12 protein-coding genes are annotated in these 17,550 nt (G+C 51.2%); 11 read left to right on the top strand and 1 reads right to left on the bottom strand.

All coding sequences use genetic code 11. The features are described 5' to 3' along the window. Nucleotides 1-12 precede the first annotated feature (12 nt). The 11 genes from BMX45_RS27215 to BMX45_RS27165 all read left to right on the top strand — a co-directional run bounded on the left by BMX45_RS27215 (nucleotide 13) and on the right by BMX45_RS27165 (nucleotide 17,044). Complete coding sequence (locus BMX45_RS27215) at nucleotides 13-885, top strand: carbohydrate ABC transporter permease (RefSeq protein WP_007132613.1); 873 nt, start codon at nucleotides 13-15, stop codon at nucleotides 883-885. An 11-nt stretch (nucleotides 886-896) separates the two neighbouring features. Then, the gene (locus BMX45_RS27210; RefSeq protein WP_090913446.1) at nucleotides 897-2,927 is read left to right on the top strand and encodes a YIP1 family protein; all 2,031 of its coding nucleotides are present in this window, start codon (nucleotides 897-899) and stop codon (nucleotides 2,925-2,927) included. After that, nucleotides 2,920-5,124, top strand: a complete 2,205-nt coding sequence (locus tag BMX45_RS27205; RefSeq protein WP_090913445.1) for a DUF5696 domain-containing protein — start codon at nucleotides 2,920-2,922, stop codon at nucleotides 5,122-5,124. The genes BMX45_RS27210 and BMX45_RS27205 overlap by 8 nt, the downstream gene beginning before the upstream one ends. Beyond that, on the top strand, nucleotides 5,121-5,978 hold the full coding sequence (locus BMX45_RS27200) for a carbohydrate ABC transporter permease (protein ID WP_090913443.1): 858 nt from the start codon (nucleotides 5,121-5,123) through the stop codon (nucleotides 5,976-5,978). The genes BMX45_RS27205 and BMX45_RS27200 overlap by 4 nt, the downstream gene beginning before the upstream one ends. Nucleotides 5,979-5,991: 13 nt before the next feature. Continuing rightward, nucleotides 5,992-6,930: a carbohydrate ABC transporter permease gene (locus tag BMX45_RS27195; RefSeq protein WP_090913441.1), complete on the top strand. Its 939-nt coding sequence runs from the start codon at nucleotides 5,992-5,994 to the stop codon at nucleotides 6,928-6,930. 125 nt (nucleotides 6,931-7,055) lie between these two features. After that, nucleotides 7,056-8,315 (top strand): glucoamylase family protein, encoded by a 1,260-nt coding sequence (locus BMX45_RS27190; RefSeq protein WP_090913439.1) that lies wholly within the window; start codon nucleotides 7,056-7,058, stop codon nucleotides 8,313-8,315. A 32-nt stretch (nucleotides 8,316-8,347) separates the two neighbouring features. After that, nucleotides 8,348-9,625: a hypothetical protein gene (locus BMX45_RS27185; RefSeq protein WP_090913437.1), complete on the top strand. Its 1,278-nt coding sequence runs from the start codon at nucleotides 8,348-8,350 to the stop codon at nucleotides 9,623-9,625. Nucleotides 9,626-9,753: 128 nt separating this feature from the next. Next, a complete protein-coding gene (locus BMX45_RS27180) occupies nucleotides 9,754-12,168 on the top strand; it encodes a beta-galactosidase (protein ID WP_090913435.1) in 2,415 nt (804 codons plus the stop codon). A 14-nt stretch (nucleotides 12,169-12,182) separates the two neighbouring features. Next, entirely contained in the window at nucleotides 12,183-14,387 is a 2,205-nt protein-coding gene (gene bglX, locus BMX45_RS27175) for a beta-glucosidase BglX (protein ID WP_090913433.1), read from the top strand. Between the two features lie 445 nt (nucleotides 14,388-14,832). Next, complete coding sequence (locus BMX45_RS27170; protein WP_217648132.1) at nucleotides 14,833-15,429, top strand: ATP-binding cassette domain-containing protein; 597 nt, start codon at nucleotides 14,833-14,835, stop codon at nucleotides 15,427-15,429. Continuing rightward, nucleotides 15,338-17,044: a hypothetical protein gene (locus BMX45_RS27165; protein WP_175495215.1), complete on the top strand. Its 1,707-nt coding sequence runs from the start codon at nucleotides 15,338-15,340 to the stop codon at nucleotides 17,042-17,044. Before BMX45_RS27170 ends, BMX45_RS27165 begins: the two co-directional genes overlap by 92 nt. A gap of 206 nt (nucleotides 17,045-17,250) precedes the next feature. Here the strand turns inward: BMX45_RS27165 and BMX45_RS27160 are convergent. After that, the coding region (locus BMX45_RS27160) for an IS3 family transposase (protein ID WP_139212500.1) at nucleotides 17,251-17,550 on the bottom strand (300 nt) is incomplete at its 5' end.

The raw sequence follows: 17,550 nt of genomic DNA, 5'->3' as shown, positions 1-17,550 counted from the left end.
GAGGGAACAAGTATGGCTTCATTTCAAGGCACAAAGATGAATCCGAGCCGATTTCATATCAGTCAGTTAAAGTTCTACCTGATTCTGGCTCCCCTCTCGGTTTTCATGGTTATGCCGATCATTTTTATATTTTCTCATTCGCTTAAACCGATGGACGAACTGTTTGCTTTTCCCCCAAGGTTTTTCGTTCAAAATCCGACAATGGATAACTTTCGGTTCCTATTGTCGACGTTCACGGTTTCCGGCATTCCGGTCAGCCGCTATATATTCAACAGCGTCGTGATTACGGTCGTGACGGTGTTCGCGACGATTTATATCAGTGCAGCAGCCGGGTACGCCTTTTCGAAGAAAAATTTCAAGCTGAAGAACACGCTCTTTTCGATCAATACGCTCGCGCTTATGTTTGTTCCGGTCGCCGTCTCCATTCCAAGGTATTTCCTCGTCGTCAAGCTCGGATTGATCAACGACTTCTCGGTTAATATTCTTCCGCTCTTGGCGATGCCTGTCGGCTTGTTTCTATTGAAACAGTTCATTGACCAAATCCCGAATGAGCTGATAGAGGCTGCCCAGATTGACGGAGCGAACGACTTTACGATCTTCCGGAAAATCATCATTCCGATGACGATGCCAGCGATCGCCACGATTGCGATCCTGGCGTTCCAGCTCAGCTGGAACAGCATAGAGCCGGCGACGCTGTACGTCAATGACGAGGAATTGAAGAACTTTGCTTATTATATGTCGACCTTTACGGCGACCAATAATGAAGTGGCAGGTCAAGGGATATCCGCGGCCGCCGCGCTCATCATGTTTATTCCGAATTTGCTGATCTTTATCTTTATGCAAAGCCGGGTTATGAATACGATGGCTCATTCCGGTCTGAAATAGGTGTGAAGCAGATGAAAAAGAAGACGGTAGGCAGATGGGTGTTGCTCGTCGTAATTGCATGCTTTCTGCTCGTTCAAATCTCGGCCCCGGCTATGGCCGCTGCGCCGTACCAAACAGGGACCGAAGGCCCGGGAGGCATGATCGTCGGGACGCAAACCGCATATGAACCGGACGGAATGATTCGGCTCGACGTAAACCAGCCGGCGGATCTTTTCCATGATGAGCCGACCGGAAAGTTGTATATCGCGGATCCCGGGAATGCAAGAATTGTAGTTTATGAAGAGAACAACGCACCGCAAACGATCGGAGAAGACGTCTTATCGAATCCTTCCGGCGTATATGTGGCCGCCGATCGACTCGTTTACGTCGCGGATTACGGGTTGAAGCAAATTGTCGTGTTCGACGAGCAGGGAAAGCTCGTGAAACAGTTCGGCCGTCCGGAGGAACCGATTTACGGTGAAAAGAATGATTTTGCGCCGAAGAAGGTTGCGGTGGATAAACGAGGCAACATCTACGTCATCAGCGAAGGCTCCATTAACGGCGTTGTGCAGTTGAACAACGAGGGGCAATTCCTAGGTTACGTCGGCGCGAACCGAACGAGCCTGTCGATGAAAATGCTCATTCAACGCTTCATTTTTACCGAAGGACAGAAGGCGCAGCTGTTCAAATCGACGCCGCCGTCCCCGACCAGCATTGTGCTTGATTATCAAGGGCTGCTGTACACGGTAACCAATGGAATTAGCAGCGACGGCATCAAGAAGCTGAATATTGTCGGCGATAACATATTATCTTCGAACTCTTGGACCAGTGATTCGATGGTCGATATCGACGTGGATGCGGGCGGAAACATCTATACGGTAGACGTCAATGGGCTCATCTGCGTTTACGACAGCTTCGGCAATCTGCTGTTCATGTTTGGCGGAGGGGACGACAAGTATGAGCGCCAAGGGCTGTTTAAAAGCGCCTCGGCCATTGACGTCACAGACTCCGGGCGTACGCTGTACGTCGCCGACAAAGAGCGGAACGTCATTAACCGCTATTCGATCACCCCATTCGGAACGAAGGTGTATGAGGGCGTCGACCAGTACAAGCAAGGATTATACGTGCAGAGCGAGGACATCTGGAAAGAGATCCTCAAGATGAACAGCTATTTTATTTTATCGTACAATTCGTTGGCTGAATCGTATTTCAAGCAAAACCAGAATGGCAAGGCTCTGGAGAGCTTTCGAATGGCGGAAGACAAAGAGGGCTATTCCGACGCGTTCTGGAAAATCCGCAACGATTGGCTTCAACAAAACATTAATGTCGTCGTATATACCGTATTCGCCATCATTGTTGCGAGTTACGTCATCCGAACGCTGCATCGGCGGTATCGCGTGCTGCAGCCGTTTGTACGATTGAGAAACCGCTTGGCGGAGATCAAGCTGGTGAAAGAAATCGGGTTCATGTTTTACTTCCTCAAGCATCCGATCGACGCGGTTCAGGAGCTGAAAGAACGCAAACGGGCGACCGTCCGCTCGGCAACGGTTCTATATGTCTGGCTGCTGCTGCTTCAAGTCATTCTGGTCTATGCCAAAGGATACTTGTTCGCAAGCGGAGATCCCGACCAAATGGACTTATTGCCGATCATGTTAACGACGGCCGTTCCGCTATTATTCTGGGTCGTTATGAACTATATGGTCAGCACGATCAGCGACGGAGAGGGAAAGCTGTCAGAGGTTTATATCGGCACGGTTTACGCGCTGTCGCCTTATTTGATATTCGCGCTCCCGATCGCATTGATCAGCAACGTGCTGACGTATAACGAAAAATTCGTCTACGACTATTCGATGATGTTGATCCAAGGCTGGTCGCTGCTTCTCGTTTGCATCATGGTGAAGGAGCTGCATGATTATACGTTCAGGCAGACGGTGCGGAATTTGTTCCTAACGGTGTTCGGCATTGTATTGGCTGCACTGGTTATTTTCTTGTTAGTGCTCTTATTTAATCAAGAAGTGGAATTCATTCAAACGATCATTCAGGAGATGAGAAACCGTGCTTAACAAAGTGAAACGAATAGCTGCTCTATCGTTAACGTTCCTGCTGTTGGCCGGTTTGATCTCGATCGCGGCGCTCGCGCAGCAGGGAGTGAACCAACCGGAAGCTCCAGCTGCCGGTGCGGACGCATCGGGCGATCGACTCGCATCATACGAGAAAACTGCGGAAAACGCTCGCTTGGCGCTTTATGTAAATAAGAACACGCTCGGCATCAAAGTCCAAGACAAACAGAACGGTTATGTATGGGACGGCACGCTGGACGAGAAGGACGACAAGCTGAACAAATCGTGGCAATCGCTTTTCGAGTCGGGCTTGAGCGTGGAATACATGGATGCCAAGCGCAAAATCAGCACCGCGCCGGTAACCGGAGAGCAAGCTAAGATTTCGGTTGAGTCCATGGAGGACGGCTTCTCGGCGACCGTGAATTACGAGAGGCTGGGAATCTCGCTGAAGCTGGAAGTTAGGTTGACGGAAGACGCAATCGAATTCAAGGTTCCGGAGGATTCGATTCAGGAGACGAATAAGGACAACCGGCTGCAGTCTCTCTACGTGTACCCGTTCTTCGGCGCAACCAAGGGAATTCAGCCGGATAAAGGATATATGCTCATTCCTGACGGCTCAGGCGCGCTCATCAGCTTGAACGAGCAGACGCTCGCGACGCAGCCCTATATCGGGAGAGTGTTCGGAGACGATCTCGGGATGAAAGGCAGCCCGCAGCTATCAGAAGGAATGGCGACACCCGTAGAGCAAGTGTATCTGCCGGTCTTCGGCATCGCCCATAAGGAAGGCGGCAACGCTTTCGTTTCCATGATAACGGGCGGCGCTCCTTACGCGGAAATCCGCTCTTATCCGGGCAGTGTCACCACGGCTTACAATTGGACCACGGCCAAATGGATATACAGAGAAAACTACTTCCAGTCCTTGGACAAAGAGGGCAAAGGCATCACCTTAAACCAGGAAGAGAAAAACAAATTCGACGCTTCCATGAAAGTCATGCTTCTTTCCGGCAAGCAGGCCGATTATTCCGGAATGGCAAACCGGGTGCAGAGCGAGCTTGTGCGGCGGGGGGAGCTGCCTGCCAAGAAGGGCGGCGCAGATCCGCTCCCGCTCCGCATCGAATTTTTCGCCGCGGACAACCAAAAGCAATTGATTGGGAGCGAAGTAATCCCCATGACCACGGTGGACCAAATGGACGATATACTGACCAACCTGCGGGCAAATGAAGTGGACCGCATGATGGTTGTTGTCCGCGGCTACACGGAGGGCGGCGCTACCGGAGCATCTCCTACTCATTTTCCGTTAGAAGAAAAGGTAGGCAGCGGGGACGATTGGAACGCATTCGTGGAGAAGTATGAAGCAATAGGCATTCCCGTTTACTTTTATACCGACTACGTGATGGCCGGTGCGACGGCGGACGGATACGGCAAGGGGGACATCGCACAGTCCGTTTCCAAGCAGCTGCTTTCGCTCTATGATATGTCGTACTATCTGCAGCCGGCAGCGTCCGCGAAGCTGTTTGAGAATGAAATTTCTTCGTTCCAACAGCACGGCATCGACCATATCGCGATGGACTCGATAGGTAGCAATCTTTTTTCCGCATATGGGAAATCCTCGTCTACGCGCAGCGGGTCGATCGAGACGTATACGTCGATGCTGCCCCGGAATTCCATCAACAGCTACGCATTTTACAAGCCGAATTATTACTTGTGGAGGTTTGCCGACCGGATCATGGATCTGCCGATGAGCACTTCAAGCTTCCTGCTGGAGAGCGAAGAGGTGCCGTTCCTGCAGCTTGTGCTGAAAGGGCATGTCGATTATTACGCCCAGGCCTCCAATTTCAACGCGAACCCGCAGAAGGAGCAACTGAAAATGATCGATTACGGCAGCTACCCGTCCTTCATCCTGACCGACCAGGATCCGATCAAGCTGGCTAACACAGAGTCGTCATGGTGGCTGTTCACTTCGCAGTATTCGGTGTGGAAGGATCAGGCCGTACATGAATATCGGACGGTTGCGGAAGCCTTGAAGCCTGTTGCGGATGCGACCTTTGACAAACGTGAAAAAGTGCGGGAAGGCGTATTTAGAAACACTTACTCGAACGGCACCTTCATCTATGTCAATTACACCATGAATGAAGTTACGGCGGACGGGAACAAGATTCCGGCGCAAGGGTTCTTGGTCCGGGAAGGAGGCCGTTCATGAAAATCCGTTACCGGCTAAGAGAGGCGCTTATCGGCCTATCGTTTATCTGGATTTGGATCGTAGGTTTTTTGGTCTTCACCTGCTATCCGTTGATCCGCACCTTGCTGTTCAGCTTCAGCCAAGTAAAGATTACCGCAGACGGAGTCAAGACAACGTTCATCGGCTGGGAAAATTACCGGAACGCGCTATTCCTGAACGTTGAGTTCGGCGATACCTTGGCTACCTATTTTGTTGAGACGCTTGTGATCGTGCCGATCATCGTCGTGTTCGCGTTAATCGTCTCCCTTCTGCTGAACGTGAAAATCCGCGGCAAAGGCATCTTCAGGACGATATACTTTCTTCCAGTCATTATTACAAGCGGACCTGTCATCAAGCAGCTGATGGATCAAGGAGCCACTACGCTCCCGGGCATTCAGACGATTATCGAGATGAGCAAGCTTCATGAAAGCATGCCGGAGCTGCTCGCCGATCTGATCGTGTTCCTGCTGACATCGTTTATTACGATTCTTTGGTTCTCCGGCGTGCAGATGCTGATCTTCCTGGCAGGCCTGCAGAAGCTGGATTCCTCGATGTACGAAGCGGCGAGCATCGACGGCGCCTCCAGATGGGAATCGTTCTGGAAGCTGACGCTGCCGGCGCTGAACCCGATGATTATCGTCAATATGGTGTTTACCGTCATCATGCAGTCCGTCTTTTCGCTGAATCCGGTCATTACTCAGATCCAGAGCGCTATGTATGATGCGAAATACGGAATGGGCTATTCCGCTGCGATGGCGTGGATCTATTTCCTGGTCATGCTGGTGCTGCTAGGCGTGCTGGTGCTCGTAACCAGGCAGCGGGAAACGAACCGTTAGGAGGTGGGATGATATGAAAGGGATTGACCGCAGAACGATCGACAAGACGAAGCGAATCCTGTGGGGGTTTACGGGAGAAGGCGTTGTCTACAAATTAGCCGTATACTTCTTGCTGTCTCTGATCGGCTTCGTCTATTTGTACCCGTTGTTTTATATGATCACCTACAGCTTCATGAATACGGAGGACCTGATCAATCCGTTGATCACCTATATTCCGTCGGGATTTTATATGGACAATTTCGCCAAGGCGGCCGAGGTCATGGACTTTCTTAATACCTTGTGGCAGAACGTTCTTGCTTCCTTCGTTCCTGCCATCGTCCAGACCGTTTCGGCGGCCGTTATCGGATACGGATTTGCCCGCTTCCGAATTCCGGGGAAATCCGTCTTGTTTGCGCTCGTGCTGGCAACGTTCATCATTCCGCCGCAAATTACGATGATTCCGCAATTCCTGATGTTTAAAGATCTCGGATTAATCGGAAGCATATTTTCTTATATCATTCCGGCGGCGTTCGGACAGGGGATCAAAAGCGGTCTGTTCATTCTGATTTTCTATCAATTTTTCCGGTCGATTCCGAAGTCGCTCGAGGAGGCCGCACAAATCGACGGAGCCGGCGCTTACAAAATATTTGCCGTTATTTGCGTGCCGATGGCCGTGCCGGCCTTCATCATTTCTTTCTTGTTCTCGATGGTTTGGTATTGGAACGAAACGCTGCTTGCGGCGCTGTACTTGGGCGATAAGCTGACGACGCTGCCGCTGGAGCTGCAGAACTTCGCGGTCACATACCAAAAGGTGTTCCCGGCTGATCCGAACGCGCAGACCGGACGCAGCTTGAACGAAGCGATCAATATGGCTGGAACGTTCTTGAATATCATCCCGCTGCTGATCGTTTACTTCTTCACGCAGCGCTGGTTCGTAGAGAGCATTGAACGATCAGGCATCACAGGCGAATAAGAGCACTCTTAATAAGGATGCTCGACTTCGATTTAGAGGAAGTACTCTAGATATAGAATGTTCTCATCACGCAGTCGGGTCATGAATTTACACATTCTACATCGTTTGAAGGGAGTGCACTTGCTTTGCATCACAGAAGATGGATCGCATGGCTGGCCCGTGCAGTGGTGCTGCTGGCGGCGATGGGATGCTCGCAGGAGCAGCCGGACGAATTGGACCTTGAGGCCACGGCGTCGTTCGACTATCTATGGGAGCAGACGAACTGCGAAGAAGGCTCCGAAGGCTACGGCTTGACGAGGGACCGATACCCGGGCAATCCGAAGATCGCCAGCACGGCGGCCACCGGATTCGCGCTCACGGCGATTCCGATCGGCGTGGAGAACGGCTGGATCAGCCGCGAGGAAGGCTATGACAGAGCGGACCGCACGCTCGAGACGCTTCTGCGTATGGAGCATGAGCACGGATTCTTTTACCACTTTGTGAACATCGATACCGGCAAGCGGGAGTGGAACAGCGAAATTTCGAGCATCGACACCGGCTTGCTAATGAACGGCGTATTGACGGCAGGTCAATATTTCGGCGGCGACGTCCAAAAGAAGAGCAAGCAGTTATATGAGCGCGTCCAGTGGCCCTGGTTCGTAGACAAAGGTAAAAATCAGTTCTATATGGCATATTCTCCGGAAAAAGGGTTTCAAGGCCATTGGGACTTCTATGCCGAGCAGCTGTCCCTTTACGTGCTGGCCGCCGGTTCGCCGACGCATCCGATTGACGTCTACGATGGCTTTACACGCCACAAAGCATCATATAAGAATTCCGAGCCGTTCATCCATTCCTGGTTCGGTTCCCTGTTCACCTATCAGTTCTCGCATGCCTGGGTCGACTTTCGCGGCTTGGTAGACCGTGACGGGGTTGATTGGTTCAACAACTCGGTACTCGCCTCCCAGGCGAGCCGGCAGTTCGCCATCGGTCTAAGCGAGAAGATTAAAGGCGTAGGCGAACAGTCGTGGGGCTTTACCGCATCCGATTCGCCCGCCGGTTATAACGGATTGCTCGGTTCGCCGCCTTCCGGCTATGACGATGCGGCTCATCAAGCGGACGGCACCGTTCCGCCGGCCGGGGCGCTGGGCTCGGTTGTGTTTACACCGGAAGAATCCATAGAGGCATTGAAGTATTTCCTAACAGTTCCGGATCTAAGCGGCGAATATGGACTGAAGGATGCGTTCAATCTGAATGCCGATTGGGTCGGTCCCGATTATATCGGCATCGATAAAGGGATCACGCTGTTGATGGCCGCCAATTACCGGGACGAGACGGTTTGGAACATGTTTATGAAGGTTCCTTACGTGAAGAAAGGGCTTGAAGCTCTGCAATTCAGTAACAAATAGACTTTTCAGGCGCCGAACGAGGAGAGATTACCATGAAACAAACGACGAATGATTATGAGCAGCTTTCGGAGAAGGTTAAGGCGTTTGTCGATCGCCAGCATAAGGACTCCTACCGGTTGATCGATGCTTGCCGCAATCCGCGCACAGGACTTTACGGCGATGCTTATCTCAGTTTCGCCAGAAATCCGGAGGCCCGCTGCTCGGTTTCTGCGACCGGGATCGGCTTGATCAGCCTGGTTGTTGCCGATTACGAGGGCTGGGACGACCAGGCGGCGGAGAAAGTCAAGCTTACGCTTAATGCCGCTCTCGGCAAGGTGGAAGGGTGCAAGCCGGGTAGAGACGCCGCGACGGGCTTCTTCGCGCACTTCATCGACATGGAGACAGGCGCGAATCTGGGCTCCGAAATTTCGACGATCGATACATCGTTGCTGGTAGCGGGAGCTTTGTTCGCGGGGAAGCATTTTAAGGATAAAATGCCCGAAATCGACGAGATGGCTCATGAATTGTTAAAGCAAATCGACTGGCGTGTTGTTATCGCCGATAAGCATAGAGGGATCATCAACATGATCGTGAAGGACGGCCAAGGCATCGCCCCGCTCCCGGCTTACAACGAATATGTGCTGGTTGCCCACTTGGCGAAAATCGCCCAGCCGAAAGACCCTGACATCCAAGAGCTGTGGGATAACACATTTGCGGAACACAAGATAAATGAATTCCCAATGAAATATTACCGGGACATTCCGGTTATTACCGATACGAATACGAAGGATCCGAGCGATTTGAAGTTCTTGTCTTCGTTTGTGCACCAGTTCCCTTATTTCTTGGTTCCGGATTATGCGAAGAGCGGGATCTACAATCAGTACTATGAGAATGCATGCACGGCTGACCGGCTGAAGTGGAAAGAGCTTACCGATGTGCCTTCCTACGTATGGGGGTATGGAGCCGGCGCCAATGACGGTCTGTACAACACTTATCATGCGGATAAAATCGAGGATTCGCCAGGCAACGTCGCTTCCGCCTACATTGTTGCCGGCTTCCTGCCGGTTTACCCTGCGGGCATCCACGACCTCTATGCGTTATATCGGCTGCACATTCCGTACGACACCTATTCCAATCCGAGGGATCGGGAGGATGAAGTGAAATATAGAGCGGCTTACAAATACGGATTGCATCGTTACTCGTGGTGGCATCTGGAAGGAAGGGACCGCTGGTACCCCGAGAAAGTGACAGTGATCGACTGGAGCTCCATGCTGTACGGCATGACGGCGTTTAAACGGGGGATGTCTTTCTTCACGGACCGGTTGAGATAACACCATCTATAAGAAGTTGTTCATAAGTCATTGAAACGCACTATCAGTATTTTTTTACAGTATGTCAAAACGTTTCGCCGATTGCATCCGCAATACCAATTCGAAAGAAAAAGGCAGGGTTTGAAACGATGATTGAGATCAAAGACAAGCAAATCCTCATCGACGGCAAGCCGCAAATCATCATGTGCGGGGAAATTCACTATTACCGGCTTAAGCCGGAGGATTGGCAGGACCGCATCGACAAGCTGAAGGAAGCGGGCTGCAATGCGGTTGCCAGCTATGTACCGTGGCTCTGTCATGAGCCGGCGGAAGGGGTGTTCGATTTTGACGGTCATACGCACCCGGAGCTGAACCTCATCGGCTTTATCGATCTGTGCAGGGAGAACGATCTGTACTTTTTCGTTAGACCGGGCCCGCTCATTATGGCGGAAATGAAAAACGAAGGTTTGCCTTACTGGGTGTATACAAAGTATCCGGAAATCATTCCGGTCGGCTGGGACGGAAGCCCGGCGACGACGAAGACGGTCGACTACCTTGCGCCTGGATTTCTTGAGGCCAGTAAAAACTGGTATCGCGCGGTGATGGCGATTGTTGCACCCCGGCTTTATACGAACGGGGGGAATATTATCGCGGTTCAACTGGACAATGAAATCGGCATGCTCTCTTGGGTCAGCAATTGTCCGGACCTTACGGACAACGTGCTAAGCGAATTCGCCGCTTGGCTCCAGCAGCGGTATTCCGCGGAACAGCTGTCGGCCCGTTATCCGTTCTCCTTGGATGACGACAAAGCGCGCAGGATCGGCATTCGCTCTCCGAAGGAAGAATACGCGCTGGAGCTGACGCACGACTTAGGCTACTATATGCGGAACCGATCGGCCCGTTATGTTGCTATTCTTCGCTCTTATGCCGAAGAGTTCGGCGTCAAGGACATCCCTTTCGTTGTTAACATTCACGGGACGGACGGGGGCCGCGGGTTCACGTTCCCGATCGGCATCAGCCAGCTGTATGAATCATATACGCAGGCGCCGGGATATCTATCGGGCTCCGATATTTATTTCGGGGACTTGGACATGGTGACGTTCCAGGATCTTTATATCATCAACGGATTTATGGACGCCGTGCATACGCCGGACCAGCCGCTCACCTCCGTCGAATTCAACTGCGGCGACAGCAACTTCGGCGAGACGTACGGAGGTCGCAACGATCCCTCGGCCGCCGATTTTAAAGCCCGGATGTGCATCGCGCAAGGGAACCGGCTTCTCAATTATTATTTGCTGACCGGCGGCTATAACTATCGGATGGATATGACGCCTAGCGACGGGAACGACCGTATCGCCTTTACCGGCGAACGCCACGGCTTTGCCGCTCCGATTAGTCCGGAAGGCGAGTACAATTATACGTTTCCGAGAATGGCTCGCACGAATAAGACGATATTGGCTGTCGGAGATAAGCTCGCGCGAATGAACGAGGAACGCGACGACGTCAGCTTCGCGTTCATTCCGGATTATTACATGACAGAATTCCGGTATCCGGGCAGTGAGCGCGTGAAGGAAATCCTGCAAAATATCGAGGGGAATCGCGCGCACGGCGCTTGGGAGATCATGGGCCGCGCTATGTTGCTTGCCGGTTATCGATTCGGCGCCTCCGATATTCAAAATAAGCCTCTCGACCCTTCGGCCACCCCGGTACTCGCGCTGCCGTCTGCCCGTTATATGCCCGGCCATATCCAGCGGAAACTGGCAGACTACCTGTATGCGGGAGGAAAGCTGCTCGTTTACGGCGAGCTGCCGAGCTTCGATATGGAAGGCAAGCCGTGCACGATTTTGACGGAAGCGTTAGGGGTGAAGCTGCTTGGCCTGCTCCGTGATTCAGGCCATTTCTACCTGTCGATCGTGTCTGAAGGGTGGGCGGCTCCGCGGCCGGAAATGCGCGCATACGTTGCCCAAACGTTCGACGTCGGCGATCAAACGCCGATTATGCGCGTGTACGGCAGCGGTGAAGTGACCGCGTTCGATGCGAAGGTTGGAGCGGGCCGCGCGATTGTATTCGGCAATTCGTACCGGTGTGACATCGATTTGTTCCGGACAGCCTTGGAGCTTCTCGGCGCGAAAGCGGGGCTGACGCATGATTGCAAATACCACGGCATCTTTATGACTTCAACGGCAACGAACGAAGGGGAACGGTTCGTCCATGTGCTGAATTTGGACGGCTTCGATAAAGAGATCGGCATTCAGGAGAACGGCCAACCGTTGTTCGGCGGCCGTAAGCTGCTGCTGCAAAGCAAAGAAGGGGTTATGCTGCCGCTCAATGTGACCCTCGGCGAAGTGAAGATTGTGTATTCCACCGCGGAAATTGCCACAGTGGAGAACGACCGCCTCGAATTTCGGCTGACCCAGCCTGAGGATCTCATCGTTCTCGAGACGGACCGCGAAGTGATTCCGAGCGAATCCTTTACAGTCCGTAAGGAAGGCAGCAGAACATGGATCGTGTCGCGCCAGCACGCCAAAGTAAATGACCGCTTAACACTACATTTCGTGTCATAGGAGGGAACTGCAACTTGATACACACCGATTCAACGATCCAAACGAAAGTGGAAGAACTTCTATCCCAGATGACCCTTGCCGAAAAAATCGGGCAAATGTACCAGACCGACCCGGGAACCGTGCTGCGTTCCTACAATTCAAAAATCGAAGTCTCGACGCCGGTCACCGGTCCCGTATCCGAGCGTACACTCAGCAAGGAACTCATTTCGAATTTGGGATCGATCTTGAGCGCGACCGATGCCGAAACGGCGTACGAAGTGCAGAAGGTGTTCCTTGAACATAATCGGCTAAAAATCCCGCTGCTCTTCATGTTCGATATTATTCACGGCTTCCGCACGGTGTTTCCGGTACCGCTCGGCCTTGCTTCCAGCTGGGAGCCGAAGCTTGCGGAAAACACCTCCAGGGTTGCAGCAGCGGAAGGCGCCGCCTCGGGCATTAACGTGACCTTTGCGCCGATGGCCGACCTCGTTCGCGATCCGAGATGGGGGAGGGTAATGGAAAGCCCCGGAGAAGATCCGTATTTGAACGGTCTAATGGCCGCAGCGATGGTAAGAGGCTTTCAAGGGGACGATCTGAAGGCGCTTGATACGGTTGCGGCATGCGTGAAGCATTTTGCGGCATACGGCGCGGCGGAGGGCGGACGGGATTACAACACCGTCGATATGTCGGAAGCTGCGCTCCGCAATTACTATTTGCCTGCTTACAAGGCGGGGATCGACGCAGGCGCCGAAATGATCATGACGTCCTTTAACGTCTACGACGGGGTGCCGGCAACGACCAACTCCTTCCTGCTGCGAGAAGTGCTTAGAGATGAGTGGGGATTTGAGGGCGTGGTCATTTCCGACTATACGTCGCTTTGGGAAACAATGTTCCATATGAGCTCCAAAGACGGCGAAGACGCAGCGAAGCAGGGTCTGGAAGCGGGCCTGGACATCGAGATGATATCGACGGAATACATCAGCCACCTTGAGCAATTGGTTGAAAGGGGCGAGGTAGACGTTGCGCTGATCGATGAGGCGGTCAGACGCATCCTCACTTTGAAATTCAAGCTCGGTCTGTTCGACGATCCGTACCGTTACATCAACATTGAGCGCGAAAAAAAGGCCCACCTGAAGCCTGAATATCGTCAGCTGGCGAGAGAGGCTGCCCAGAAATCGATGGTACTATTAAAGAACGACGACATTCTTCCGCTGAAGAAGGACATCAAATCGGTGGCCGTTATCGGACCGTTCGCCGACAACTGCCGGATTTTGGGCCCATGGAGCGGACTCGGTAAACCGGACGAGGCGGTTACCGTCAAGCAAGGTCTTATCAAGAAATTAGGAAATGCTGTAAAGGTTACGGCTGCAGCTGGGTGCGACTACAGCTCGAATGACGTTTCCGGCTTCCAAGACGCATTGGAAGCAGCCGCCTCGTCCGAGGTCGTCATTCTGGCCATGGGCGAAGAGGATCATATGAGCGGCGAAGCGGGCAGCCGAGCGTATTTAACGTTGCCGGGCGTTCAGCCGAAGCTGGTCGAGGAAGTGCTGAAGCTCGGCAAGCCTACCGTGCTTGTCCTCTTCAATGGACGTCCGCTGGAGCTCAAGTGGTATCACGAGCACGTTCCCGCGATTCTGGAAGCGTGGTTCCCGGGAACGGAGGGAGGAAACGCGGTCGCTGACCTGCTGTTCGGGGACGTGAATCCTTCGGCGAAGCTGACGATGAGCTTTCCGTATACCGTCGGGCAAGTGCCGGTGTACTACAATTGCTTGAATACCGGCAGGCCGAAAGGGCATGAGGATAACGACTTCCGTTTCCTCTCCAAATATCTCGACATTCCGAATGCGCCTTACTACCCGTTCGGCTATGGACTCAGTTACACGGAGTATACATATTCGGACGCGGCTCTGACCGGCAATACGTTAACGCCGGGCGGCTGCGTGAAGGCGAAGGTGACGGTGCAGAATACCGGGGACTACGCCGGCGAAGAAATCGTACAAATGTACGTTCGCGATCTATGGGGCAGCTCGTCGAGACCGCTGCTTGAGCTGAAGGGCTTTAAGAAAATTCATCTGGCCCCTGGGGAGAAAGCGAAGGTGGAGTTTGAAATCGAGCCGGGAATGCTCTCTTATTTCACCGCCAAGAAGCAGTACGAGGTGGAAGCGGGCGATTTCAAGGTGTTTGTAGGGAAGAACTCAAGAGATTTGATCGAGTGCGGCACGTTTGCCTATTGCGTATAAACTGAAACCGGGGCTGTTCCATAAGTCATCTACATGGCTATGGGGCAGCCTCTGTTGCCGGAGGACAAGAACATATTCCGATTGAAAGTCGCGATTAGCGGCTTTTTTTGTTTTTTATCGGTACAAGTTCTTGTCCCGAGCCCAGGACAAGAACTTGTACCGATTGCCGATTAGATCAGCATACCACTGTTGTATAAGAAAAATATTTTTCGAATTACACATTGATCGTGTCCGGACACATATTTTCGGATTTACATCTATATCCTCACAATAAATACAATGATTCATCTTGACTTGAACATCCTCCATATCAGCTGAAATTAGGAAATTGCAATAACCTAAAGACAGAACAATTTTAATAGTTTGTTACAACCACCTTCATAAAAATATTTGATATAGTTTTGATGTGCTAAAGGTAATTAGATCATAATTTGATGACCGATCGATGTCGGTGCGCGATTTGAAAGAGGACGATGTAGGGTATGTGTACTCGCTGCCAATCTTGCCAGAGTTTTTAACAGGGTATGAATTTATTCGCTTCTTTATCGATGTTAATGAGAATGTAATTGCAAGACGGGGCGAAGATGTGGATGGGTTGTTCGATATGATGCGCATTGCGAAGGATGACCGGCATAAGCTGCTCAAGCATTATTCGCACGGCATGAAAAATAAGATCCAGATGCTGCTTTTTCTGTTGATGAAACCTCCGGTGATTTTGCTGGATGAACCGCTGACATCGTTCGATGTCATTATTGCTCTGGAAATGAAGCAATTACTTCGAGAGATGAAATCGGATCATATACTGATTTTCTCTACGCATATTTTACAACTTGCAGCAGACTTGTGTGATGAATTGGTAGTCCTACATGATGGCAAGTTGTCACGGGTTTCAGCCGATCTCCTGGGTCGCCCGGATTTCGAGCAGCAGGTGATTGAACTGTTGCAGAGCGATGCCGAAAACGAAGCTGGTGCTGCTGGAAACGGATTGGGGCAATGCCAAGATGGAACTCAGAAGGAGAAATCCGATGCTGGGAGTGTTTAATACGATTGCCCGCATGTGGCAATTGCAGATTGCAACGTTGGCGAACCGCATCATATTTTATACCCAGCGTTTGCCATGGCTTAGGGGTTTTATCAGTGAGCAGGCGTATGCCGCTGTACGGGCGAAGCGAACAGCTGGCGCAGTGGCGGTTGTGTTGAGGATTATTGCCGGTTTGCTGGAAAGCTTATTATACTTCGGGGTAATGATTGCGCTGCCCGTGGTCTTGTGGGCGGACGAAAGGGAGGCTGGAGAACGGCTCCAACTGTTTATGCATATGTATTTTTGCATCAGTGTATTGATGGCAGGGATAACGAGTGCGAAAATAATGGAAACAAATGAAGTGAAGTATACTGCAGTCCGACTCATGCGTATCGCGCCGACACGATTCATGCGGGCCGTGCTCGTTTACCGATACTCGACTTTCTTTTTATATCAATGGATGGCACTAACAGTGATCGCGGGCATTTTTGGTATTTCGGCACTACAGGCGCTGATGCTGGTCGTTACTGTGACGATGTGGCGTGTGGGATCCGAATGGTTGCATTTGATCATGTTCCGACGGAGTAATATAGTGCTGGTGAAGAAGACGGGAATTATTGTGCTGGTGATGTTGCTAACACTGGCTGCAGCTTACTTGCCGTTGACGACAGTAGATGGAGTTCCGTTGTTCGGTGCTAAGGCGTTTGACCAGCCGTTGCTCATAGTGCTGTTGTTGTTTTTTGGCGTTTTCACCGGCTATGTCCTGCTGAAGCAAACAGATTTTACGGCTGAGGTTCGCGCGGTAACAAATCACGATGATCCGCTATTGAATATGGAACAAATGATGGCTGATGTCCAGCGAAAAGCGGTACAGGCAAATGAGAGCGACTACGGGGAGAACCCTTCGCCACCATACAGTTCTAAGGAAGCAGCAGGTCGCAAAAAAGGCTATGCCTACATGCATGAGCTTTTTATTGCACGACATAACAGTCTAATTCGCGCCCCGCTTCGCAAGCGTTTTGCAGCCATAATGGTGATTGGCGTTATGCTGGTGTCTTCGGCGCTGTTATTTGCTGCTGATCATTTGGATGTCAATTCGCTCGAACAATTTCTTCCTTTATTGATTTTAGCGATGTTTCATTTGACGACGGGAATGCATTTGTGCAAGGTGTTGTTTTACCATTGCGATATAACGCTGATGCGTTATCACTTCTATCGCAAGAATGCGGTGCAACATTTTCGTTTGCGGCTTGGATGGATGTTGGGGATGAATGTACTAATTGGCGCGGCTTTAGCGAGTGTGCTAAGTGTGTTCTTACTGATTTTGTCTGAGGGAGTAGTGCATAGTATATTGCTACCGATCTGGCTGTTGACGCTAACTCTGGCCGTTTTCTTTACGGTGCATCATTTGCTGCTGTACTATCTGGTTCAGCCATATTCAACGGAACTGAATACGAAGAACCCTTTGTTCACTTTGCTGAACAGTCTGATTTCGGTATGCTTTATTGTGGCCATGCTGTTACGCTTAACACCCTGGACGTTGGCTAGTGTCGTTACTACATTGTCGCTTGCGTATTTGTTTAGTGCACTGCCGCTTGTCTCGAAGTTTGCTGAAAGCCGGTTTAGTGCGAAATAAGCGGAAGTCTGACATCAGATTATGCATTGGCATGACGAGAAGGATATATAAATTGACTCACAGTACAGGTAGGCAAAGCATTAGAAAAATTCTATCGTTAAACGGATCGCTCCATGCTGTGATCTGGAAGCAAAATGGACGTTTCGTGTTAACATTAGAAGCCGCTAATTTGAAGAGACCCCCAAAAGTTAGACACGGTTATTTCATTAGGCAGCTTTCTCAAAATGAGTTCGGTACTGTACCGGACTCATTTTTAATTTTGCCTTTAACCGTTTGGTATTATAGTATTCAATGTATTTTTTCAGTTCTTTCTTAAAATGCTCCACACTTTCAAACTCTTTGTAGTACAGAAACTCCGACTTGAGGATACCGAAGAAATTCTCTATGACGGCATTGTCGTAACAATTCCCTTTTCGTGACATGCTTTGGAGAATGCCTCTCGACTTAAGCGCATGCTGATACGGCTTCATTTGGTAATGCCACCCTTGATCTGAATGAAGGAGAAG

Origin of the sequence: Paenibacillus sp. cl141a (genome assembly GCF_900109305.1) — a bacterium.
Classification (GTDB): Bacteria; Bacillota; Bacilli; order Paenibacillales; family Paenibacillaceae; genus Paenibacillus_AQ; species Paenibacillus_AQ lautus_A.
The sequence above is the reverse complement of the archived record's forward strand: the minus strand, read 5'-3'. Positions and strand labels throughout refer to the sequence as shown.